20 protein-coding genes are annotated in these 20,694 nt (G+C 64.5%); 12 read left to right on the top strand and 8 right to left on the bottom strand.

Annotation, left to right across the window (positions count from 1 at the left end; translation table 11 throughout):
* The first annotated feature begins 18 nt into the window (after nucleotides 1-18).
* Complete coding sequence (locus ACEUCR_RS16715; RefSeq protein WP_042000521.1) at nucleotides 19-2,571, top strand: TRAP transporter permease; 2,553 nt, start codon at nucleotides 19-21, stop codon at nucleotides 2,569-2,571.
* 133 nt (nucleotides 2,572-2,704) lie between these two features.
* On the opposite strand, the gene ACEUCR_RS16710 is transcribed toward ACEUCR_RS16715, so the two are convergent.
* Nucleotides 2,705-2,845 carry a hypothetical protein gene (locus tag ACEUCR_RS16710; RefSeq protein WP_162625856.1) on the bottom strand — a complete coding sequence of 47 codons (141 nt, stop codon included), beginning with the start codon at nucleotides 2,843-2,845 and terminating at the stop codon, nucleotides 2,705-2,707.
* A 194-nt stretch (nucleotides 2,846-3,039) separates the two neighbouring features.
* Here ACEUCR_RS16710 and ACEUCR_RS16705 point away from each other — a divergent pair, with 194 nt between their 5' ends.
* Nucleotides 3,040-3,666, top strand: coding sequence for a lysoplasmalogenase (locus ACEUCR_RS16705; RefSeq protein WP_042000524.1), 627 nt, complete (start codon nucleotides 3,040-3,042; stop codon nucleotides 3,664-3,666).
* A 14-nt stretch (nucleotides 3,667-3,680) separates the two neighbouring features.
* On the opposite strand, the gene ACEUCR_RS16700 is transcribed toward ACEUCR_RS16705, so the two are convergent.
* Together ACEUCR_RS16700 and ACEUCR_RS16695 are read right to left on the bottom strand one after the other, a co-directional pair.
* Nucleotides 3,681-5,237 (bottom strand): DHA2 family efflux MFS transporter permease subunit, encoded by a 1,557-nt coding sequence (locus ACEUCR_RS16700; RefSeq protein WP_042000526.1) that lies wholly within the window; start codon nucleotides 5,235-5,237, stop codon nucleotides 3,681-3,683.
* Complete coding sequence (locus tag ACEUCR_RS16695; RefSeq protein ID WP_111874363.1) at nucleotides 5,237-6,301, bottom strand: HlyD family secretion protein; 1,065 nt, start codon at nucleotides 6,299-6,301, stop codon at nucleotides 5,237-5,239. Before ACEUCR_RS16695 ends, ACEUCR_RS16700 begins: the two co-directional genes overlap by 1 nt.
* Nucleotides 6,302-6,397: 96 nt before the next feature.
* Here ACEUCR_RS16695 and ACEUCR_RS16690 point away from each other — a divergent pair, with 96 nt between their 5' ends.
* Both ACEUCR_RS16690 and ACEUCR_RS16685 read left to right on the top strand, forming a co-directional pair.
* A complete protein-coding gene (locus ACEUCR_RS16690; RefSeq protein ID WP_042000532.1) occupies nucleotides 6,398-7,300 on the top strand; it encodes a LysR family transcriptional regulator in 903 nt (300 codons plus the stop codon).
* 9 nt (nucleotides 7,301-7,309) lie between these two features.
* A complete protein-coding gene (locus ACEUCR_RS16685; RefSeq protein ID WP_111874362.1) occupies nucleotides 7,310-7,624 on the top strand; it encodes a putative signal transducing protein in 315 nt (104 codons plus the stop codon).
* Between the two features lie 68 nt (nucleotides 7,625-7,692).
* Here ACEUCR_RS16685 and ACEUCR_RS16680 read toward each other — a convergent pair whose 3' ends face one another.
* Complete coding sequence (locus ACEUCR_RS16680; RefSeq protein ID WP_042000538.1) at nucleotides 7,693-8,976, bottom strand: dicarboxylate/amino acid:cation symporter; 1,284 nt, start codon at nucleotides 8,974-8,976, stop codon at nucleotides 7,693-7,695.
* A gap of 205 nt (nucleotides 8,977-9,181) precedes the next feature.
* Between ACEUCR_RS16680 and ACEUCR_RS16675 the strand changes: the two genes are divergently transcribed.
* On the top strand, nucleotides 9,182-9,427 hold the full coding sequence (locus ACEUCR_RS16675) for a YecH family metal-binding protein (RefSeq protein WP_042000541.1): 246 nt from the start codon (nucleotides 9,182-9,184) through the stop codon (nucleotides 9,425-9,427).
* Nucleotides 9,428-9,520: 93 nt separating this feature from the next.
* On the top strand, nucleotides 9,521-10,114 hold the full coding sequence (locus tag ACEUCR_RS16670; RefSeq protein WP_408791513.1) for a YhgN family NAAT transporter: 594 nt from the start codon (nucleotides 9,521-9,523) through the stop codon (nucleotides 10,112-10,114).
* Between the two features lie 377 nt (nucleotides 10,115-10,491).
* On the opposite strand, the gene ACEUCR_RS16665 is transcribed toward ACEUCR_RS16670, so the two are convergent.
* Nucleotides 10,492-11,454, bottom strand: coding sequence for a LysR family transcriptional regulator (locus ACEUCR_RS16665; protein WP_042000547.1), 963 nt, complete (start codon nucleotides 11,452-11,454; stop codon nucleotides 10,492-10,494).
* A 297-nt stretch (nucleotides 11,455-11,751) separates the two neighbouring features.
* Here ACEUCR_RS16665 and ACEUCR_RS16660 point away from each other — a divergent pair, with 297 nt between their 5' ends.
* From ACEUCR_RS16660 to ACEUCR_RS16650, 3 genes are all read left to right on the top strand, one after another.
* Nucleotides 11,752-12,048: a YfcZ/YiiS family protein gene (locus ACEUCR_RS16660; protein WP_392443523.1), complete on the top strand. Its 297-nt coding sequence runs from the start codon at nucleotides 11,752-11,754 to the stop codon at nucleotides 12,046-12,048.
* Between the two features lie 114 nt (nucleotides 12,049-12,162).
* Nucleotides 12,163-13,587 carry an MltF family protein gene (locus ACEUCR_RS16655; RefSeq protein WP_042000552.1) on the top strand — a complete coding sequence of 475 codons (1,425 nt, stop codon included), beginning with the start codon at nucleotides 12,163-12,165 and terminating at the stop codon, nucleotides 13,585-13,587.
* 258 nt (nucleotides 13,588-13,845) lie between these two features.
* The gene (locus ACEUCR_RS16650) at nucleotides 13,846-15,096 is read left to right on the top strand and encodes a phospholipase D-like domain-containing protein (RefSeq protein WP_408791523.1); all 1,251 of its coding nucleotides are present in this window, start codon (nucleotides 13,846-13,848) and stop codon (nucleotides 15,094-15,096) included.
* Nucleotides 15,097-15,566: 470 nt separating this feature from the next.
* Here the strand turns inward: ACEUCR_RS16650 and ACEUCR_RS16645 are convergent, their stop codons facing one another.
* Entirely contained in the window at nucleotides 15,567-16,685 is a 1,119-nt protein-coding gene (locus ACEUCR_RS16645) for a fatty acid desaturase (RefSeq protein ID WP_042000556.1), read from the bottom strand.
* 149 nt (nucleotides 16,686-16,834) lie between these two features.
* Here ACEUCR_RS16645 and fabR point away from each other — a divergent pair, with 149 nt between their 5' ends.
* The gene (gene fabR / locus ACEUCR_RS16640) at nucleotides 16,835-17,455 is read left to right on the top strand and encodes an HTH-type transcriptional repressor FabR (RefSeq protein ID WP_408791511.1); all 621 of its coding nucleotides are present in this window, start codon (nucleotides 16,835-16,837) and stop codon (nucleotides 17,453-17,455) included.
* Between the two features lie 32 nt (nucleotides 17,456-17,487).
* The gene (locus ACEUCR_RS16635) at nucleotides 17,488-17,853 is read left to right on the top strand and encodes a YijD family membrane protein (RefSeq protein WP_042000562.1); all 366 of its coding nucleotides are present in this window, start codon (nucleotides 17,488-17,490) and stop codon (nucleotides 17,851-17,853) included.
* Nucleotides 17,854-17,896: 43 nt separating this feature from the next.
* On the opposite strand, the gene ACEUCR_RS16630 is transcribed toward ACEUCR_RS16635, so the two are convergent.
* Nucleotides 17,897-18,196: a DUF1145 domain-containing protein gene (locus ACEUCR_RS16630; RefSeq protein WP_408775418.1), complete on the bottom strand. Its 300-nt coding sequence runs from the start codon at nucleotides 18,194-18,196 to the stop codon at nucleotides 17,897-17,899.
* Nucleotides 18,193-18,801, bottom strand: coding sequence for a 16S rRNA (guanine(966)-N(2))-methyltransferase RsmD (rsmD, locus tag ACEUCR_RS16625; protein ID WP_408791509.1), 609 nt, complete (start codon nucleotides 18,799-18,801; stop codon nucleotides 18,193-18,195). The genes ACEUCR_RS16630 and rsmD overlap by 4 nt, the downstream gene beginning before the upstream one ends.
* Nucleotides 18,802-18,911: 110 nt before the next feature.
* Between rsmD and ftsY the strand changes: the two genes are divergently transcribed.
* Nucleotides 18,912-20,618 (top strand): signal recognition particle-docking protein FtsY, encoded by a 1,707-nt coding sequence (gene ftsY, locus ACEUCR_RS16620; protein WP_408791507.1) that lies wholly within the window; start codon nucleotides 18,912-18,914, stop codon nucleotides 20,616-20,618.
* The last annotated feature ends 76 nt before the right edge of the window (nucleotides 20,619-20,694 follow it).

Here is a 20,694-nt window from a genome sequence, read left to right as displayed (position 1 = left end):
TTGGCAAAAGTTCACCCTATGCAAGACAAAGCACTCTCGACAGAAGAACTCATCGCACAGGACGTGGGGGCTCGCCTGCCCGTCGGCGCCATGGGCTGGATCATCACGGTACTGGCCCTCGGCTGGTCGCTGTTCCAGCTGTGGATTGCCTCCCCTCTGCCGTTTCTGGTCGGTTTTGGCGTCCTCAATGACACCGAAACCCGGGCCATTCACCTCACCTTCGCCCTGCTGCTGGCTTATCTGGTGTTTCCGGCCTTTCGCCGCTCGCCCAGGGACAGGGTGCCGGTCGCCGACATAGTCCTCGGCCTGGTCGCCGCCTGCGCCGCCTCCTACCTGTTCGTCATGTATCAGGATCTGGCCCAGCGCCCCGGCAACCTCACCACCGCCGATCTGGTCACCGCCTGCATCGGCATTCCGCTGTTGCTGGAAGCCGCCCGTCGTGCCCTGGGCCCGGCCCTGGCCGTGATCGCCCTGATTTTCCTCATCTACAGCCTGGCGGGCCCCTGGATGCCGGGTCTGCTGGCCCATCGCGGGGTCAGTTTCACCGCCCTGGCCAATCACCAGTGGATCACCACCGAAGGGGTGTTCGGCATCGCCCTCGGGGTCTCCACCAGTTTCGTGTTCCTGTTCGTGCTGTTCGGTGCCCTGCTGGAGCGGGCCGGCGCCGGCCACTATTTCATCCAGCTCGCCTTCAGCATGCTGGGTCACCTGCGTGGCGGTCCCGCCAAGGCGGCCGTGGTGGCCTCCGGCCTGACCGGCCTCATCTCCGGCTCCTCCATCGCCAACGTGGTCACCACGGGCACCTTCACCATCCCCATGATGAAGAAGGTCGGTTTCAGTTCGGAGAAGGCGGGGGCGGTCGAGGTGGCCTCCTCGGTCAACGGCCAGATCATGCCGCCCGTGATGGGGGCCGCGGCCTTCCTGATGGTGGAGTACGTGGGCATCCCCTATGTGGAGATCATCAAGCACGCCTTCCTGCCGGCGGCCATCTCCTACATAGCCCTGCTCTACATAGTCCACCTGGAGGCGCTGAAACTCGGCATGCAGCCCATCGGCGGCCATGTACCCAGGCCCTGGCTGCGTCGCCTGACTGGTTTCGCCTTCGGTGCCTTCCTCATCAGCGGCTTGTCGCTCGCGGTCTACTATGGCCTGGGCTGGCTCAAACCCGCCCTGGGCGACTATGCCCTGGAGGGGATTGGCCTGCTGCTGGTGCTGGTCTATGTGGGTCTGCTCAAGATCGCCGCCAGCAACGAGCCGCTGCCGACGGAAGATCCGGACAAGCCGCTGACCGAGCTGCCAAAGACCCGCTCCGTGCTGCTCTCCGGTCTGCACTTCCTGCTGCCGGTGGTGGTGCTGGTGTGGTGCCTGATGATAGAGCGCCTCTCCCCCGGGCTGTCCGCCTTCTGGGGTACCGTCATGCTGGTGGTGATACTGCTCACCCAGCGGCCGCTGCTCAACTGGCTGCGCACCGATGGCAAGCATGACTACGGTGCCTTCAGCGATGGCGTGGTGGACCTGAGGGAGGGACTGATCGCCGGTGCCCGCAACATGATCGGCATCGGCATCGCCACCGCCACCGCCGGCATCATAGTGGGCGCCGTCTCCCAGACCGGGGTGGGCCTGGTGCTGGCGGATCTGGTGGAGGTGCTCTCCATGGGCAACCTGCTGCTGATGCTGATGCTGACCGCCCTACTGAGCCTGATCCTCGGCATGGGGCTGCCGACCACCGCCAACTACATAGTGGTCTCCAGCCTGCTGGCCCCCGTGGTGGTGACCCTCGGCCAGCAGAACGGCCTAATAGTCCCCCTCATCGCCGTCCACCTGTTCGTGTTCTACTTCGGCATCATGGCGGACGTGACCCCGCCGGTGGGGCTGGCGTCGTTCGCGGCGGCGGCCGTCTCCAAGGGCGACCCCATCAAGACCGGGATCACGGCGTTCTACTACAGCCTGCGTACCGCGGCGCTGCCCTTCCTGTTCATCTTCAACACGGATCTGCTGCTGATCGACGTCGACTTCGCCCACGGGGTGCTGATCTTCGTGGTGGCGACCATCGCCATGCTGATCTTCGCGGCGGCGACCCAGGGCTTCTTCCTGGTGAAGAGCCGCTGGTACGAGAGCCTGGCCCTGCTGCTGGTGGCCTTCACCCTGTTCCGCCCCGGTTTCTGGATGGACATGGTGCACAACCCCTACCGCGATACGCCGCCGGCCCAGCTGGCCCAGACGCTGGGGGATGTGGCGGCCGAGAGTACCCTGCGCCTGCGGGTGGCCGGGGAAGATGCGGTCGGCAAGCACAGGGAGTACAGCCTGCTGCTGGCGGTGCCTCAGGGCGCCACCGGCGAGGAGCGTCTGGCGGCCCTGGGGCTGACCCTGTACGAGCAGGATGGCAAGACGCTGATCGACAACGTGGCGTTCGGCAGCCCGGCGGCGGATGCCAACCTGCAGTTTGATCAGCAGATAGTCGCGGTGAGAGCCCCGACCGACGGTTGGCGCAAGGAGCTGATGTGGCTGCCTGGCTTCCTGCTGTTCGGCCTGATCGTGTTGCTGCAACGCAGGCGGCAGCAGGCGCTCTGAGCGCACTGCTCCATGGTCATGACAACGGCGCTTCGGCGCCGTTTTTTATGGCGGCCGGGGGAGGCGGGCAAAGAGAAGGCGCCCGCAGGCGCCTCGTCGAATGCGTGTCCCGGCAGGGCCCGGGCGGCAGGGTTCAGTCCTGCAACTCCTGGCGCTGTATCGCACTCAGGGTCTGTTGTTCGCTCAGGCTCAGGCCGAGCTGCTCACAGGCTTGCTCGAAGCTGATGCCGAGGTGGCACATCATGATGTCGATGGCGGGCAGGTAGTTTTTCATTGGCTCTTCCATGGGTGTTCCTCCAGAAGCCCCCTTATGCCCCATGGGGGTGGGGATGACAATTAGACTTTAGGCTTATCCTGCTCATTCGCGTCTCGCCCTCTGCCCCCGAGGGGGGGAATTTGCTACCCTAGCGCGGCGCTGGGCCTGAGGATCGCCGGGCCATTGTCTTTACGGGGAAGAGGTATTCCGGCATGTGGTTGAGTGTGATGATCATCGCGTCTGCCTGGTGGCATATCAAGGCCGCTTACGGCGCGGATCCCCGCCAGTTTTACCTGAGCAAGCCCCTGACCATGCTGCTGATCGTGGCCCTGGCGTTCGGCTATCACGGCGACGACCACAACGGTTCCCATGCCTGGATCCTGCTCGGCCTCTGCCTCTCCCTGCTGGGGGACATCATGCTGATGCTGCCGGTCGACCGATTCCTGCAAGGGCTGGCGGCATTTCTTGTCGCACATCTGTGCTACATCGTCGGGCTGGCCCAGGGGCCCTTGGTGCTCAACCTGGTGGATGGCCTGCTGCTGATCCTGGTGGCCTGTGTCTACTTCGGGGTGCTGCGCCCGCATCTGGGGTCGATGCGCTGGCCCCTGCTCTGTTACACCCTGATGATGATAGCGCTGGTCTGGGTCGCCGCGGCGGCCTGGCGCGCCTCCCTCACCGCCGGCAGCGCCGCCGCCCTGGTGGGCGCCCTCCTGTTTCTCTGCTCCGATGCCTTGCTGGCCATCAACCGCTTCCGCCGCCCCTTCCCCCATGCCACCGCCTGGGTGATGAGCAGCTACTTCGCCGCGCAGTTTCTGATTGCCGCCTCCCTGGCGAGCTAGATGACCCTGCAGGGTCAATGGGCTTCCACGGGGGCTGCGTCTGCCGCCTGGGGGGCGGGGGATCTGAGGAACAGCACCAGGGCGCTGGCGACCAGCAAGAAGATCCCCATCACGTAGAACACCTGGTTGTAGGCCATGATGGCGGCATCCCTCAGTATGGTGCCGCTCAGCACGGCATTGGCCTGCTGCCTGGCGATGGCGGGGTCACTGCCCTGGGCCAGCATGCTGTTGGTCAGGTTCAGCAGGTAGGCCTGCCCCTCTATGCTGCTGGCCGCCAGGGTGCTGGCGATCTGGCTGGCATGGATGCGGGTATCGTTGTCGAGCAGGGTGGCGATGATGGCGATGCCGAAGGCCCCTCCCAGATTGCGCAACACGTTGAGCAGGGTGGAGGAGGAGGGGATCTCCTCCTGGGTCAGGCTGGCGGTGGCGATCAGGGAGAGGGGCACCATGACGAAGGGCTGCCCCAGGGCCCGCACTATCAGGGACTGGATCAGCTGGGGGCCGGCGTAGTCGGCACTCATGTTGACGTTCATGAAGCAGCTCACCCCGAAGATGAGAAAGCCGAAGCTCACCAGGTAGCGGGGATCCACCTTGTGGACCAGCCGGGGCACCAGGGGCAGCACCAGCAGCTGGGGCAGCCCCATCCACATCAGCACCTCTCCTATCTCGAGGGCGTTGTAGTTGTGGATCTGGGTCATGTAGAGGGGCAGCACATAGATGGACCCCATCAAGGCCATGCCGAGCACCAGATAGGCGAAGCAGGCCAGGGCGAAGCGCGGGTTGTGCAGCAGCCGCAGGTTGACCAGGGGATGGCGCCTGAGCAGCTGGCTGATGACGAAGAACACCAGGGCCACCACCGAGATGAGGGTGAGCCGCACGATGAAGCTGGAGCCGAACCAGTCCTCCCTGTTGCCCTCTTCCAGTACCACCTCCAGCAGCCCCAGCCCCACCGCCATGGTGAGTATGCCCACCAGATCCACCTGGCGCATGATGGCCCAGTCCACCGGCTTCTTGTCCAGACCATGGGCCAGCATGGCCATCACCAGCAAACCGGGCGGCACGTTCAGGTAGAAGATGTAGTGCCAGGAGAGCTGTTCGGTGAGCCAGCCGCCCAGGGTCGGACCGATGGCGGGGGCGAAGGTGGCGCACAGGCCGAACAGCGCCATGCCGGTGGCCCGCTTGTGCAGGGGCAGCAGGCTGATGATAAGGGAGAAGGCCATGGGGATGAGGGCGCCGCCGGTGAAGCCCTGCATGGCGCGAAACACTATCATGCTGGTCAGGTTCCAGCTGAACGAGCAGAGCACGGAGGAGACGATGAAGGCTCCCGTGGTCCACAGCAGGTAGCGGCGCACGCTCAGGCCCCGGCTGAGCCAGCCGCTCAGGGGGATGGCGATCATCTCCGCCACCAGATAGGAGGTGGAGATCCAGGAGCTCTCGCTCAGGGTGGCCGACAGGGCCCCCTGAATATCCTTCAGGGAGGCATTGGTGATCTGGATGTCCAGAATGGCCATGAAGGCGCCGATGAGCCCCCCCATGACGGCGATCCAGTTGCGACGCGGTATGGCTTCCATCAGTTGGCCGCCAGTCTGGGCTCAGGGTCGTCCCCGCCGGTGCGGGTATCCACTATCACCTCGGTGGAGAGGCCGGGTCTGAGCTTGCCCGCCAGGGCGCCCGGCGCCGGGATGCGGATCTTGACCGGCACCCGCTGCACTATCTTGGTGAAGTTGCCGGTGGCGTTCTCCGGCGGCAGCAGGGCGAACTTGGCGCCGGTAGCCGGGGCCAGGCTGTCGATCACCCCTTCGATCGGCTGATCCGGGTAGGCATCGAGCACCAGCTCCACCCGCTGACCTGGCATCATATGGGCCAGCTGGGTCTCCTTGAAGTTGGCCTCGACCCAGACCCCGTCCAGGGGCACCAGGCTGGCCACCTGCATGCCGGACTGGACATAGAGCCCTTCCCGCAGGCTGCGCTTGCCGATGACGCCGTCGGCCGGTGCCCGCAGCTCGGTGTCATCGAGATCCAGCCTGGCCTGGGCCAGCTGGGCCTGGCTCAAGTCGATCTGGGCCTGCTTCTGCTGGCGCTCCGAGATGATCACGGCCAGGTGATCCCGGGCCGATTGCAGGCCGGCTTCGGCATCCTGCTGCCTGGCCTGGCTGACCTGCAGGTTGGCCTTCACCTCATCCAGGCTGTCCTGGGAGCTGTAGTGGGCCGTGTTGAGCCTGCCAATCCGGCTGACCTGCTGCCGGGCGCGTATCACGTCGGCGCTCGCCTCCTTCACCTTGGCTTCGGCCTGACGGATCAGACTCAGCTGCTGGACCCGGGTCGCCTCCAGGTTGACCGCCTCGGCCCGGCTCAGGGCCAGGTTGGCCTGCGCCTCGGCCAGCCGGGTGCGGTACTCACGATCGTCGATGCGGGCGATCAGCTGACCCGCCTTGACGGTCTGGTTGTCGGTCACCAGCACCTCGGCGATGTAGCCGGGCAGCTTGGTGGCGATGCCGGTCACTTCGCTCTGCAGGTAGGCATTGTCGGTGCGCTCGAAGTGGCGGCCATAACCATACCAGTAGGCGGCGAACAGCAGGGCCAGCACCAGCAAGATCAGGGCGGCCAGCAGGGGGATCTTCTTTTGTTGACTCATGATGTGGATTCCTGAACTGAAGGTGAACAGGCTAACATCGGGTCACTGTTTCGATTAGTATCGTTTCATGAGAAATACAGTTTCACTGGTGCAACAATGGACTTGAACGCGGCACTCATTCTGGTGCGGATCGTCGACAAGGGATCCTTCACCGCGGCCGCCCAGGAGCTGGGCATGACCAAGGCGACGGTGAGCCGGCGCATCGCCGAGCTGGAGCAGCGACTCGGGGTACGACTGCTCTATCGCTCCACCCGGCAGCTGACCCTGACCGAGGAGGGGGAGGCCTACTATCAGCGTTGCAGCAAGGCGGTCAACGAGCTGGCCGAGGCCGAGCTGATGCTCAGTGCCAGCCAGCAGGAGGTGACCGGCCTGCTCAAGCTGGCGGTGCCCATCGAGACGGGGCAGCTGGTGGTCGCCCGCATGATAGCGTGCTTTCTGCAAGCCTATCCTGCCCTCAGGGTGGAGCTGGATCTGACCAACCGTGTGGTGGATCCCATCAGCGAGGGGCTGGATGCCGTGGTGCGGGTCGGTGACATGCTGGACTCCAACCTGGCGGCGCGCCGCCTGTGGAGTACCGAGCGGATCCTCTGCGCCAGCCCCGATTACCTAGCCGGTCATGGCCCCATCGAGGGGCCCCTGGATCTGGCGAACCATGAGCGGATCCGGGTCAGCAGCGGCTTTCTCGCCCACCAATGGCGCTTCGAGCGTGGCGAGGAGGAGGTGCTGGTGGATCCGCCCTCGCGCTTTGTGGTCAACAATATTACCTGTGCCAGAGAGGCGGCCAAGGCGGGGCTGGGGCTGGCCTCCCTGCCCGCCATGCTCTGTCACGACGAGTTGGCGGCGGGAACCCTGGTCACCCTGTTGCCCGAGTGGCGTCAACCCAGGGTTTCTCTCTACCTGCTGTTCCCGGAGCGGCGACTGATGCCGCGCAAGCTGCGTGCCTTTATCGATTTCATGGTGCAGCATGGGGAAGAGTTCGGCATCGACAAGTTGCTATGAAGGAGCAAGATGGATAACTGGTTCAATCTGTATCGCGCCTCCCACACCCTGGAGGCGCATGCCCTCAAGGGGGCGTTGGAGGTGGAAGGGATCCCGGTCCGGCTGAGCGGCGAGGGATTGGGAGGGGCCATCGGCGAATTGCCGATCGACCTGTTGCAGGTGACCCTGATGGTGCGTGAACAGGATCGCAGCCGGGCCGGACGGGTGATAGAGCGCTATCAACAGCGCCAGGGCAACGGCTGGCTCTGCGGCCAGTGTGGCGAGGAGAACGAGGCCAACTTCGAGATCTGCTGGCGCTGCCACCATGATCCCCACGACGAGTGAACCCCCTCGCCTGAGGCGCGGGCGTGGTCATCACACCTGGCTCCCGCGACAACAGAGGGCGCCAGGGATCAGCGGGCGCTGAAGTCTATCTCCTCTCCTGCCCTGGGATCCTGATAGACAGCCAGATCCAGCTCGCCCTCGCGCCGACCGATCAGCACCGAGACCAGCAGATCCCCTGAGACGTTGACCGTGGTGCGGGCCATGTCGAGGATGCGGTCTATGCCGGCAATGAGGGCCACCCCTTCCAGGGGCAGGCCCACCGCCGTCAGGGTCAGGGTCAGCAGCATCAGGCCTGTGCCCGGGGTGCCGGCAGTCCCTATGCTGGCCAGGGTGACGATGCTGATGATGATCAGGTAGTCGAACAGATGCAGGTCCACCCCGAAGGCCTGGGCCACGAACAGGGCCGTGACCCCCTGATAGAGGGCGGTGCCATCCATGTTGATGGTGGCGCCGATGGGTAGCACCTTGGCGGCGATGGGGGGGGATACCCCCAGTCTGTGTTCGGCACAGCTCTGGCTGACGGGCAGGGTGACCTCGCTCGAGCTGCTGGTGAAGGCCACCGCCTGGGCATCCAGTATGCTCTTGAAGTAGTGCAGGGGGTTGAGGCGAGCCAGCAGCAGCAACAGGCCGCTGTAGACGCCGAGCAGGTGCAGCAGGCAGCCGAGGTAGACGGCGCCGATCACCTTGAGCAGGGGCAGCATGATGGCGGCGCCATAGCGCCCCGTCATCCAGGCCATCAGGGCGCAGACCCCGTAAGGGGCGAGGGACATCACCATCTGGGTCAGGGTGAACATGCCGTCGGCCAGGGAGGTAAAGGCGCGGATGGCCGGCCGGCCACGGCGACCGCTGGCATTGAGTGCCAGGGCCAGGGCCACCGCGAACACGATCACCTGGAGTATCTTGCCATCGACGATGGCCTGGATGGGGTTGCGTGGCACCAGCTGGGCCAGCGCCGTGGCCAGGGTCAGATCCTGGAGCGTCTCGGGCCTCTGGTAGGGGCCCATGTCGGCGCCGACCCCGGGCTCGAGCAGCCAGCCCATCATCAGGCCGATGCAGATGGCCAGGGCGGTGGAGCAGAGGTAGTAGCCGATGGCCCTGAGGCCGATCCTGTCCAGGACCCTGCCCCGCAGCAGGCCGGTCAGCCCGGCGATGATGGAGCAGAAGATGAGGGGCACCATCAGCATCTGTATGGTGTTGACGAACAGGGTGCCGACGGGTTTGAGCAGCAGTGCCTGCTCACTCCACCCCATGCCGAGGCCGATGCCGAGCAGCATGCCGATCAGGGTCTTGAGCCAGAGGGGGCGACGGGTCCAGATCCGCCAGGGCTTGCGGGCCCGTCCATGGAGCAGCATGACGCCAATGTCCTTATCTTCAGTCGTGGTGGCGAAAAGGGCGCCAGTGTAGCGATCCCCTCGTCCGGTTGCCACATTATCGACAAAGTCGGCGGCGGAGCCAGCCTGGCGGATGATTAATTGGGCTTTTCTTGGCGCACATCAAGGAGTGGCGCCCCGAGGCCGGCTGTAATTGACATCCGATATATTCATTCAGAGGTGAGAGATGTCCGACTCGATTCATGGTCATGAGGTGATGGAGATGATGCTGGCCAGGGGAGGCCAGTTCAGCGAGGAGAGCCTCAAGTCGGCGATGGCGGCGCGATTTGGCGCCCAGGCCCGCTACCACACCTGCAGCGCCAGGGACCTGGATGCCGACGGGCTGATCGCCCTGCTGCGCGCCCGGGGCAAGTTCGTCGAGGATGAACAGGGGTTCCAGACCCGGGCCGACAGGATCTGCCACCACGGCTGAGATGGCCGCTAGCAAGGGGAGAGGGCGCGGGCTCGCCGCGGCTTCTCCCCTTTGCTATATTCCCTCCTCTTTTCCCCACGTCCCGGAAGTGCCATGGATACCTTCTCCGCCGCCGTCATGCTGTTTCTCATCATGGATCCCCTCGGCAATCTGCCGGTGTTTCTGTCGATCCTGCGTCACATAGACCCCAAGCGCCGGCGCAAGGTGATGATGCGCGAGCTATTGTTCTCCCTGGCCATCATGATGGGTTTCCTGTTTGCCGGTCAGCAGATCCTGAGCTTTCTCAACCTGCGTCAGGAGGCGGTGAGCATCGCCGGTGGCATCATCCTCTTCCTCATCGCCATCAAGATGATCTTCCCCGGGCCCGGCGGCGTGACCGGCCTGGCCGCGGGGGAGGAGCCTTTCCTGGTGCCCATGGCGATCCCCATGATCGCGGGCCCCTCCATCCTGGCTTCCCTGCTGCTGCTGGCCAACCAGGCGCCGACGCGCATGACGGACTGGTCGCTGGCTCTCTTGATGGCCTGGGGGACGAGCGCCGTCATCCTGATGTTCTACGAGGTGTTCAACAAGCTGCTGGGTGAGCGAGGACTCACGGCGGTGGAGCGGCTGATGGGGATGCTGCTGGTGATGATCTCGGTGCAGATGCTGCTCGATGGGGTGCATCACTACCTGCAGGTGACGGGCTGAGCCCCATGGCGACAGGCGATGACGACAAGGAGCCCGGCCCAGTGCCGGGCTCCTGCTGTTCGGGCTCTCCCGGAGCAGGCGGCCGTGTTTGATCTTTATGTCGCTTCAGGCTTGTCGAGCCTGCCGAGGGTCATGAGGATGAGCGGGGGCTCCCGCAGCCAGCGATGGTCAGGCTGACGTGTTCGATCTTCATGCCGCTTCCGGCTTGTCGAGCTTGTCGAGGGTCATGAGGATGAGCGGGGTCTCCCGCAGCCAGCAATGGTCAGGCTGACGTGTTCGATCTTTATGCCGCTTCCGGCTTGTCGAGCTTGTCGAGGGTCATGAGGATGAGCGAGGTCTCCCGCAGCCAGCGATGGTCAGGCTGACGTGTTCGATCTTCATGCCGCTTCCGGCTTGTCGAGCTTGTCGAGGATCAGGGTGAGCAGGGTCTCTCGCAGCCAGCGATGGCCAGGGTCGGCCTCGTGGCTCTGATGCCAGATCAGGAGGTGGGAGATGCTGTCCAGGGCGATGGGCAGCGCCAGCTGCACCAGGGGGTAGACCTGGGTGGCATGGCGGGCATAGAGCCGTGACAGGGTCACTATCATGTCAGAGTGCATGCTCATGCGCAGGGCCGCCTCGAACGAGGGCACGGTCGCCTCGATGCGCCGTTGCAGATCCTGCTCCGCCAGCTTGTGATCCAGCATCCAGCGATCCCGCCCCTCGCAGTAGGTCTGCACGTGGGGATAGGCGAGGTAGCGGGCCAGATCCCAGCGGGGTTCGGTCAGGGCGCTGTGGCCCTGGCGTACCAGGCAGGTGAGGTTGTCGATGGCGAGCAGCCGCTGGCAGATGGTGCCCGGCAGCGTGTCCTGGCGAAAGTCCGAGGTGAGGCAGTTCTCCCGCACCGTGATGGCGATATCCACCTGGCCCTGGCCCATCTCGGTCAGGCTGTGCTCGGTCCACTCCTCGTAGCGCAGCCGTATCCTGGGAGCGCGGCGCTTGAGCTCATTGAGGTAGAGGGGGGCGAACAGGGTGAAGGCGCTGTCCATGCTGGCGATGACGAACTCCCGCTCCGAACTCTCAGGGTTGAAGGCCGGGGGCTGCAGCAGGGTGTCGAGGCAGAGCAGGACGGGCTGCAGCTGCTGTTGCAGTGCCAGGGCGCGGGGAGTGGGATCCAGGCCATAGGCGGAGCGGATGAAGAGGGGATCGTCGAAGGTCTCCCGCAGCCGTCCCAGGGCCTTGCTGACCGCGGACTGGCTCAGGTGCAGGCGGCGGGCGGCCCGGCTGCCGTTGCGCTCCTCCAGCAGCACTTGCAATATGATGAGCAGGTTGAGATCGGTGCGGGCCAGCTGTTCCAGAAACATGGGTTATGAATCTCCTTCAATTCTAAGATGAATTTATACCATTTGTTTTCATATCTCCAGGCTCCTATCCTGACTGCCGTCTCTGGCCTTGTGCCGGCTGTCACAGGAGGTGACGGTTGAGGGACGAGTAGCACCAACTTGCGACGGCGACCCTGGGTCGCCGTATTTTTTTATGGTACCCATGTCCTAATTGCGCCACTCTTGATTTCGCCCAAGTCGGGTCATCGTCTCATTTGTTACAACTGTCATCCGCTGGCCTTGGGCCATGAATCATCCATGTGAAGTAGGAGTGTCATCATGTCGGTAGAAGATAAAGTGCAAGAGACCTGCGACAGCTGCGGCTGTTTCGCCGAGATAGGCACCATCATTGGCGAAGGCGATGATGTGCTGGATCTGGTGATAGCGGCGCCGACCGAGGCGGCGGCCCTCGCCAAGCTGGCCGGCTACGAGACCCTCGCCCGGCAGGTGTGCGCCGAGGTCGAGCTGAGTCACACCCTGGCTCAGGGGGTGGATGGGGTCGAGCTCAAGGCGAGACTGCAGTTTACCTGCACCGCCGAGAAGCTGATCTTCGAGATGCGCTCCCGCTCGCTCTGAGACGCCCAGCCCCAGGCCCTTCCGGGGGCCGAGTCGACCAGTTTGCCGTCGGTCGCGTCCTATAGTTAGTCATCACGAACGGCCGGAGCGGGCCGATGACAAGAAGGCGGATCGATGCGGCTATGGTATTGGGCCCTGCTGGCCCTGTGGGTATTTCCTCTGCTGGGTGCGGATCTCAAGCCGCACCTGCTTCCCCAGCCCGGCGATCTCGACAGCATATTGCAGCGCAAGGAGCTGAGGGCCCTGGTGGTCTATGAGCGCGGCTTCTTCTTCTTCGACAAGGGGTCGGAGCGCGGCGTGCTGGTCAATCAGCTGCAGGGGTTCGAGCGTTGGCTCAATCAGACCTATCTGGCCAGGGATCCCATCAAGCTCAAGGTGGTCTATGTGCCGGTGCGCCAGGACAAGTTGCTCGACTATCTGGCCGAGGGGCGCGGCGATCTGGTGGCGGCCAACCTGACCGTGACCCAGGCCAGGGGCGAGCAGGTGAGCTTCACCCAGCCGGTGATCACCCCCATCGAGGAGTGGGTGGTGAGCCAGAACAGCCTGCCAGGCTTCAATCGCATCACCCAGCTCTCCGGCCGCCGCATCTGGGTGCGGGAGAGCTCCAGTTACCACGAGAGTCTGGGCCAGCTCAATCGCCTGCTGCGGGAGCTCGGCCTGCCCCCCGTCTACATCGAAACCGTACCCGAATACCTGCAGGATGGCGATCTGCTGGAGATGGTGTCCGCCGGCCTGATCCCGCTGACGGTGACCGACAGCTTCAAGGGACGGATCTGGCTCGATCTGCTGCCCGGCCTCAAGGCGCACAAGCTGGTGCCCCTGCGGGACAACGGCAAGAGTGCCTGGGCCCTGCCCAAATACAGCACAGGCCTGCTCGACGCGGCCAACCGCTATCTGGCCCAGACCGACAGCCGCCGCCTCTACAGCGACCTCATGCTGCGCCGCCTGCTGAGCCAGGTCGATCCCATGAGCAACCTGCTCGCCACCGAACGGCTGGCCCGCCTGACCCGGATCCGCACCGTGCTGGAGCAGTATGCCCGCCAGTATCAGCTGGACTGGCTGATGCTGGCGGCCCTGGCCTACAAGGAGTCCGGGCTGGATCCGGCGGCCCGTTCCCCGGGCGGGGCGATTGGCCTGATGCAGCTCAGGCCGGTGGCCGGTGCCGAGGTGGGGATACGGGGCGCCAGACTGGCGTCCCTGGAGGGCAATGTGGAGGCGGCCTGCCGCTATCTGCGCTTCCTGCTCGATACCTACTTCCAGGATCCGAAGATCGACGTGCTCAACCGTCACCTGCTGGCGCTGGCGGCCTACAACGCCGGGCCCAACCGGTTGCAGAGCCTGAGGGAGAAGGCCGCAGGTCAGGGGCTGGATCCCGATATCTGGTTCGGCAACGTGGAGCAGCTGGTGGCCAAGGAGGTGGGCCAGGGGCCGATCAACTATGTGGGCACCATCTACAAGTACTATGTGGCCTACCGCTTCAGCCTGCCCCAGATAGAGGGCAAGGCCGCCGCCATCGAGGCCACCACGGCCAGGCGTTGAGTCGCCGCTGGCGTCACTGGCCTCCGGGTTGATCCCGATGCAGCAGGAACCAGGGAGGCAGCGACCACAGCGGCTGATGGCGGGGTGGGCTGTATGGGGGGCGTGACGGCCGCTGACTGAGGTCCATAAGAAACTCCTTGTTGCTGGTCGTGCTGCCACTATATGAACGAGCCGTGTGACAGGGCGATGACGGCGGGGAAGACAGGCAGGGAGGGGCGCTTTATGCTCTGCCTGACCCAACATGCAAGAGGAGGCGCGGTGAAGGAGGGGGAGTTTGCATTGATCGCCGAGCCGGCCCAGGCCCTGAGGCAGCGGCTTGCCCTGATCCGCGGCGCGCGCAGCCGGATCCAGGCCCAGTATTACAGCTGGGCCGAGGATGGCAGCGGCAAGCTGCTGCTGGCAGAGCTGCTGAGCGCCGCCCGTCGCGGCGTGCGCGTGCAGCTGCTCATCGATGATCTCTACGCCGGCGACAACCGTTTCCTGGAGATGCTGGCGTTCGAACCCGGGATCGAGGTGCGGCTGTTCAATCCCTTCTGGCTACGGGGCTGGCGCCCCCTGGCGCTGGCGCTGGAGGCCTGCCTCAGTTTTCGGCGCCTCAACCACAGGATGCACAACAAGCTGCTGCTGGTCGATGGCAGCCGGGGGATCCTGGGGGGACGCAACATTGGGGATGCCTACTTCGGTCTGGGGGGCGGATCCCAGTTCCTCGATCTGGATCTGGGGTGTCGCGGCGCCCTCTGCCAGCAGCTGGAGCAAGGGTTCGTCCAGTTCTGGGGCAGCCGCTGGAGCCAGCCCATCCGCCATCTGCTGCGCCGTCGCATCGGGACCACGGAGGCGACCGTGGTCAACGAGTTCCTGCTCACCCTCTGCGACCCCGCCACGTCCGCCATCTATGACCTGCCCGCCTCGTTGTTTGAGCCTGCCCCTGAGCCGGCGTGGCATCCTGGGCGTGCCGAGGTGCTGTTCGATCGACCCGGCAAGGGGCTGGTCTCCCGGCCGGGCACTGCCCGCTATCTGTGGCGCCGGCTCGCCGAGTCCCGGGGCGGATTGCAGCTGGTGAGCCCCTACCTGATCCTGACCCGGGGCCTGCGCCGTGAGCTGCAGCGACTGCGGGCCCAGGGGATCGCCATCGGCCTGCTCACCAACTCCCTGGCCAGCACGGACGTGCCCCTGGTGCATGGTGCCTATCATCGCTTCAAGCCCTGGTTGCTGCGCCAGGGGATCGCCCTGGCCGAACTGCCCGCCAGCAGCGGGTTCAGCCTGCACGCCAAGCTGATCCTGCTGGGGGAGCGGGAGGCCCTGCTCGGCAGTTTCAACCTGGATCCGCGCTCCCTGCACCTCAACACCGAGCTGATGCTGCGCCTGCACTGTCCGCCCCTCTGCGCCGAGTTGCACGATTGGCTGGAGCAGTGGCGGCGTGCCGCCAGCGAGCCGGATCCCGTCTCCCCCTGGTGGCGCCGCCTGGTTGCCCGTCTGAGCCACTGGCTGCCGCTGCGCCCCTGGCTGTAGCGCTTTCATCCCCCCCTTGTGCGAGATCTCGCAAAACCTTGTAAGCCATTGGGGGAGTGCGGCGGCAAAACTGCCAATGAGTGAAAACCAACCATATGTTTTTAAAAAGAAAATTGAGATGTGACACCAGGATTTCAGGCCCGTTGGCGGAATCCGGCCAAGGTTAAACGTTTTTCTCACGATGAACTGGGTAAGATTTCAGTTGCAAGGACAACCAATCCGGCTTGCCGGGTTGGGGAAGAGGAAGCGTCGGCCCACCCCGTGCGAACGCATGGCGGCTCGTCTCTTTGGGAGCGGAAACCCGGAGAGGGGAGGCAGGTCGATGAGTCTGATTCCAAATGGAACATGCTATTTGCGAGGGGGTGACATCCAGATGTCGCCCCATTTTTTTATGTCCGCCGCCGGACCTGCCCTGGCGACACAAAGAGAGAAGGCCTCGCGATGAGGCCTTCTGGTGCTGGGGTCATGGGTCAGCTCAGGTTGGCGAGCAGGCGATGCCAGTTGCGGCGACTGACCCGAAAACCGCCCTTGAGGCTGCGGTACTCGAGCTGCAGCTTGAGGGCGTCGTAGCGGGCCAGCGCCTTGCGCTTGCGCTGCTCCAGCAGACGCTTGCGGCTGGCGTAGTAGTGCTGCAGCTGCTGGCTCAGCTTGTCGTACTCCTCCTGCAGCAGTGCCTGCCACATCTCCATGTCTTCGCGTTTTTGCAACCTGGCATGGGCCCGCTTGAGCTGCATCTGCAACCGCGCCTGCTCGATGCGTTCCTCGGGACAGGTGCGCAGATCCCTGGCCAATCCCAGCCAGGCGGCGCCGCGGATGAGCCACTTGGTCGGATCGAACTGCCACCAGTGAATGCCGTTGCGATAATCGTTCTCGAACAGATGGTGGTAGTTGTGATAGCCCTCGCCGAAGGTGAAGAAGGCGAGGATGCCGTTGTCCCGGGCGCTGTTGCGATCCGTGAACGGCTGGCTGCCCCAGATATGGGCCAGAGAGTTGATGAAGAAGGTGGTGTGATGGGTCATCACCATGCGCAGCACCCCCGCCAGCAGCAGCATGCCGAGCAGATCGCCGTGCATCAGCCCCAGCAGCAGCGGGATGCCGATGTTGGTGGCCAGGGTCAGCGCCAGGTAGTGCCTGTGCTGGAAGGCGACGACGGGGTTGTTCTGCAGATCCCGCACGTTGCTGTAGTCGTGGTAGGTATCGCGCTGGTATTCCCGCAGCATCCAGCCGATGTGGGAGTACCAGAAACCGCGGCTGGCGGAGTAGGGATCCTGCTGGTCGTGGTCCACATGGCGGTGATGGCGACGGTGGTCCGAGGACCAGTGCAGCGCCGAGTTTTGCAAGGCGAGGGCGCCACCGATGGCGAACAGCCATTGCAGCGCCGGATGCGCCTTGTAAGCCTTGTGGGACCAGAGCCTGTGGTATCCGGCGGTGATGGAGATACCGCAATAGCAGAACAGCAGGAGGAAGCTGGCCCATTGCCAGGCATCGAAGCCGTGGGTCAGACCGTACCAGGGCACGGCGATCAGTGCCGTCAGCCCGGAGAGGGCAAACAGCAGGGTGTTGGTGATGATGATAGGTGGGCGTTCCATCCTGAAGGGGTCCTTTTCAGCTAACAGCTGTTAGCTATTCTCTGTGCAACCCGGCGGCGGGTCAATGGTAAAAAAGTCGCAGACAAACCTGATCCGCGCCCGCCTTCGGGTTATCATTTGGCCTCGACAAGTGGAAGGTGATTGTTTTCGTGGGTATTCGCGCACAACAGAAAGAAAAGACCCGGCGTACGCTGATCGAGGCGGCATTTAGCCAGCTGTGTGCCAATCGCAGCTTTTCCAACCTGAGTCTGCGGGAAGTGGCGCGGGAGGCCGGTATAGCGCCCACCTCCTTCTATCGTCACTTTCGCGACATGGAAGAGCTGGGGCTGACCCTGGTGGATGAGGGTGGCCTGACCCTGCGTCAGCTGATGCGTCAGGCGCGCCAGCGCATCGCCGGTGGCGGCGGCGTCATCAGCACCTCCGTCATGACCTTCATGGAGTTCGTCGAGAACAATCCCAATATCTTTCGGCTGCTGCTGCGGGAGCGCTCCGGCACCTCGGCCGCCTTTCGCCAGGCGGTGGCCCGAGAGATCCAGCACTTCATCGCCGAGCTGACCGACTATCTGGAGGCCACCTCGGGGGCGCCGAGGGAAGAGGCCTACATCCAGGCCGAAGCCATGGTGACCATCGTCTTCAGCGCCGGTGCCGATGCCCTCGACTTGAGCCGTGAGGAGTGCAAGGCCCTGGCCGAGCGTACCGTGCGCCAGTTGCGGATGATTGCCATCGGGGCCGAGGTGCAGAACCAGCGCCGCCGCGATGGCCTGATCTGAGTCATATTCCCGGAATCAACAGGAGTTTCCCCATGCATGACGTCAACACCATCCCCAAGCAGCCGCTCTTGCTGGCCCTGCTGGTGGGCATCTGTGGCGATGCCAGCCTCTCCGTGCTGGTTTCCGACCCCGTGCCCTTCTCCTTCTTTCCCATCATCGCCTTCCTGCTGGCGGCCCATCAGCTCTATCGCTGCTATGTGAGCGAGCCCATGGAGGATAACACCCCGGTCTGCGTCCTGCTCTGCTTCCTGATAGGGGTGTTCGGTCATTCGGCGCTGGAAAAGGTGCAGCACCCGGAGCTGGGCAGCAACTTCTTCTCGCTCATCATGATGTTGCTGCTGCTGGCCGCGCTCTCCATCAAGCTGGGGATCAGCGTCGGCAAAAAAGAGAAGGCCTGACGAGCAGGCCTTGCAGACAGACTGGAGGGGAGCAAGCCTGCGGCTATGACTGCGGCTTGCCCCCCGCGGCTATGATGGCCTTGAGGCGGGCACGGATCTCTCCCATGGCAAACACCCCGAACACCAGCACCAGTACCAGCTCGGTCCGGGTCACGGTGAAGTAGGGCTTGCACGCGGAGCGGATCATCCCGGCCTGGAGCCAGTGCATCAGGGCGACGACGACGCCGCAGAGGGGCAGGATCTGGTTGAGCTGGCCGGGCAAGGGGGCCAGCAGGCTGAGGAAGACTCCGCACCAGAAGCTGAGAGTGAGTCCCATGGCCAATAGCGTCAGCAGGCGTTTCATGCTTGGTTCCCCTCACGCTGATAGAGCTGATAACAGACCTGGCCGGCCTGCTTGTCCTTGAGGCACTGCCAGGTGCCGGGCAGCGGCAGATCCTGCATTTCCTTCTCCCGCTCCAGATAGATGAGGGCGTCCGGCGCCAGCCAGCCGCGCGCCTCCAGCAGGTCGCACACCTGGGGCAGCAGTTCGCGGCGAAACGGCGGATCGAGAAACACCAGGTCGAACGGGGTGGCCGGGCCTTGCAGCCAGCTCACGGCATCGGCCTGGATCACCTGGCCCTGGCTGGACCCCAGGGTGAGCAGGTTTTTCTTGATCTGCTCGGCGGCGCCCCTGTCCATCTCGACCAGGGTCACCTGCTCGGCGTAGCGGGACAGCGCCTCCAGCCCCAGCCCGCCGCTGCCGGCGAACAGGTCGAGGCAGCGGCTGCCGCGCACATGGGGAGCCAGCCAGTTGAAGATGGTCTCCTTGACTCGGTCCGTGGTGGGCCTGAGTCCCTCCACATCCTGCACCGGCAGTTTTCGACCGCGCCATTGGCCGCTGATGATGCGGACAAAGCCGGATTTACCCTGGGTTCCCGGGCGTTTGCTGCTGGATTTCACTCTGGGCATCGCGTTTCGTCGTCAGAAAATAAAGTGATAGTATAAGGCGGTTCATTTTTATGCCGACCCGCCGAGGGACGGCTATCTTAGCAGTCAGCCAACGAAGTGAGTATTTTTAGATGGCAAAAGGTTTGTTTTCCTGGCTGGGGTTCGGCCGCAAGAAAGAAGAGGCCGAGGTTGTCCAACCGGAGACACCCCAATCAGAGACTGTCAGCGACGGCGCCAGCGACGTCCCCTCCCAATCGAGTGACACCCCCGTCTCCCCGGCGCCGGATGCGACGCCCGTTGGCGAGGAGGAGAGCGCCGGCCCCCTGGTGATTGAGGAGTGCGCCAGCGATCTGGAGCCGGTCATCGTCAACCCTGACCTGCTGGCCCGTGACGAGGCGGCCGAGGCTGCCCGCCTTGCCGCCGAGCAGGAGGCTGCCCGCGTTGCCGCCGAGCAGGAGGCTGCCCGTGTTGCCGCCGAGCAGGAGGCTGCCCGCGTTGCCGCAGAACAAGCGGCTGCCCGCGCTGCTGCCGAGCAGGAGGCTGCCCGCGTTGTCGCCGAGCAGGAGGCCGCTCGCCTTGCCGCCGAGCAGGAGGCTGCCCGCGTTGCCGCCGAGCAGGAGGCTGCCCGCGCTGCCGCCGAGCAGGAGGCTGCCCGCGTTGCCGCCGAGCAGGAGGCTGCCCGCGTTGCCGCCGAGCAGGAGGCTGCCCGTGTTGCCGCCGAGCAGGAGGCTGCCCGCGTTGCCGCCGAGCAGGAGGCTGCCCGTGTTGCCGCCGAGCAGGAGGCTGCCCGCGTTGCCGCCGAGCAGGAGGCTGCCCGCCTTGCCGCCGAACAGGAGGCTGCCCGCGTTGCCGCCGAACTGGCTGCGTTGCCCCTGGCCGCGGAAGTGGACGATGACACCCAGGTCAAGCCGCAGCGTGAGGGTTTCTTCGCCCGCCTCAAGCGCAGTCTGGTCCGCACCAAGGAGAATATCGGCTCAGGCTTCTTCGGCCTGTTCAGCGGCAAGCAGATCGACGATGAGCTGTTTGAAGAGCTGGAGACCCAGTTGCTGACGGCAGATCTCGGCGTGGACACCACCACCCGTATCATCAACAACCTGACCCAGCACGCCAGTCGCAAGCAGCTCAAGGATGGCGAAGCCCTCTACGGCCTGCTCAAGCAGGACATGGGCGAGATGCTGGCGAAAGTCGAACAGCCCCTGGTGATCGACTCCGGCAAGAAGCCCTATGTGATCCTCATGGTGGGCGTGAACGGGGTGGGCAAGACCACCACCATCGGCAAGATGGCCAAGCAGCTGCAAGCCGAGGGCAAGAGCGTCATGCTGGCCGCCGGTGATACCTTCCGCGCCGCCGCCGTCGAGCAGCTGCAGGTGTGGGGTCAGCGCAACAATATCCCGGTGATCGCCCAGCACACGGGGGCCGATTCCGCCTCCGTCATCTATGATGCCATCGAGGCCGCCCGCTCCCGCGGGGCTGACGTGCTGATCGCCGACACCGCCGGCCGCCTGCAAAACAAGAGCAACCTGATGGAAGAGCTCAAGAAGGTGGTGCGGGTGATGAAGAAGCTCGACGAGGAGGCGCCCCACGAGATCATGCTGACCCTGGATGCGGGCACAGGCCAGAATGCCCTGAGCCAGGCCAAGCTGTTCAGCGAGGCGGTGGGTCTGACCGGCATCACCCTCACCAAGCTGGACGGCACCGCCAAGGGGGGGGTCATCTTCGCGGTGGCGGACAAGTTCCAGATCCCGATCCGCTTCATCGGGGTGGGCGAGGGGATCGACGATCTGCGCCCCTTCGTCGCCAATGACTTTATCGAGGCGTTGTTTAGCCGCGACGAATAAGCCGAAGGGCCGTCCATGGGCGGCCCTTGCTCTCTCCAGCGCCCCCTAGCCGGGGCCAGCTCAAGCTTCAGGGACC

The organism is Aeromonas bivalvium (assembly GCF_046078285.1).
In the GTDB taxonomy this organism is placed as follows: domain Bacteria; phylum Pseudomonadota; class Gammaproteobacteria; order Enterobacterales; family Aeromonadaceae; genus Aeromonas; species Aeromonas bivalvium.
The sequence above is the reverse complement of the archived record's forward strand: the minus strand, read 5'-3'. Positions and strand labels throughout refer to the sequence as shown.

What these genes read in the sequence shown, in the direction of transcription:
- ACEUCR_RS16715 (WP_042000521.1), top strand. Translation starts at nt 19, where the DNA reads ATGCAAGACAAAGCACTCTCGACAGAAGAACTCATCGCACAGGACGTG.
- ftsY (WP_408791507.1), top strand. Translation starts at nt 18,912, where the DNA reads ATGGCAAAAGGTTTGTTTTCCTGGCTGGGGTTCGGCCGCAAGAAAGAA.
- ACEUCR_RS16675 (WP_042000541.1), top strand. Translation starts at nt 9,182, where the DNA reads ATGTCCGACTCGATTCATGGTCATGAGGTGATGGAGATGATGCTGGCC.
- ACEUCR_RS16665 (WP_042000547.1), bottom strand. Translation starts at nt 11,454, where the DNA reads ATGTTTCTGGAACAGCTGGCCCGCACCGATCTCAACCTGCTCATCATA.
- ACEUCR_RS16705 (WP_042000524.1), top strand. Translation starts at nt 3,040, where the DNA reads ATGTGGTTGAGTGTGATGATCATCGCGTCTGCCTGGTGGCATATCAAG.
- ACEUCR_RS16655 (WP_042000552.1), top strand. Translation starts at nt 12,163, where the DNA reads ATGCGGCTATGGTATTGGGCCCTGCTGGCCCTGTGGGTATTTCCTCTG.
- ACEUCR_RS16690 (WP_042000532.1), top strand. Translation starts at nt 6,398, where the DNA reads ATGGACTTGAACGCGGCACTCATTCTGGTGCGGATCGTCGACAAGGGA.
- ACEUCR_RS16645 (WP_042000556.1), bottom strand. Translation starts at nt 16,685, where the DNA reads ATGGAACGCCCACCTATCATCATCACCAACACCCTGCTGTTTGCCCTC.
- ACEUCR_RS16695 (WP_111874363.1), bottom strand. Translation starts at nt 6,301, where the DNA reads ATGAGTCAACAAAAGAAGATCCCCCTGCTGGCCGCCCTGATCTTGCTG.
- rsmD (WP_408791509.1), bottom strand. Translation starts at nt 18,801, where the DNA reads ATGCCCAGAGTGAAATCCAGCAGCAAACGCCCGGGAACCCAGGGTAAA.
- ACEUCR_RS16660 (WP_392443523.1), top strand. Translation starts at nt 11,752, where the DNA reads ATGTCGGTAGAAGATAAAGTGCAAGAGACCTGCGACAGCTGCGGCTGT.
- ACEUCR_RS16700 (WP_042000526.1), bottom strand. Translation starts at nt 5,237, where the DNA reads ATGGAAGCCATACCGCGTCGCAACTGGATCGCCGTCATGGGGGGGCTC.
- ACEUCR_RS16685 (WP_111874362.1), top strand. Translation starts at nt 7,310, where the DNA reads ATGGATAACTGGTTCAATCTGTATCGCGCCTCCCACACCCTGGAGGCG.
- ACEUCR_RS16680 (WP_042000538.1), bottom strand. Translation starts at nt 8,976, where the DNA reads ATGCTGCTCCATGGACGGGCCCGCAAGCCCTGGCGGATCTGGACCCGT.
- ACEUCR_RS16630 (WP_408775418.1), bottom strand. Translation starts at nt 18,196, where the DNA reads ATGAAACGCCTGCTGACGCTATTGGCCATGGGACTCACTCTCAGCTTC.
- ACEUCR_RS16670 (WP_408791513.1), top strand. Translation starts at nt 9,521, where the DNA reads ATGGATACCTTCTCCGCCGCCGTCATGCTGTTTCTCATCATGGATCCC.
- ACEUCR_RS16710 (WP_162625856.1), bottom strand. Translation starts at nt 2,845, where the DNA reads ATGAAAAACTACCTGCCCGCCATCGACATCATGATGTGCCACCTCGGC.
- ACEUCR_RS16635 (WP_042000562.1), top strand. Translation starts at nt 17,488, where the DNA reads ATGCATGACGTCAACACCATCCCCAAGCAGCCGCTCTTGCTGGCCCTG.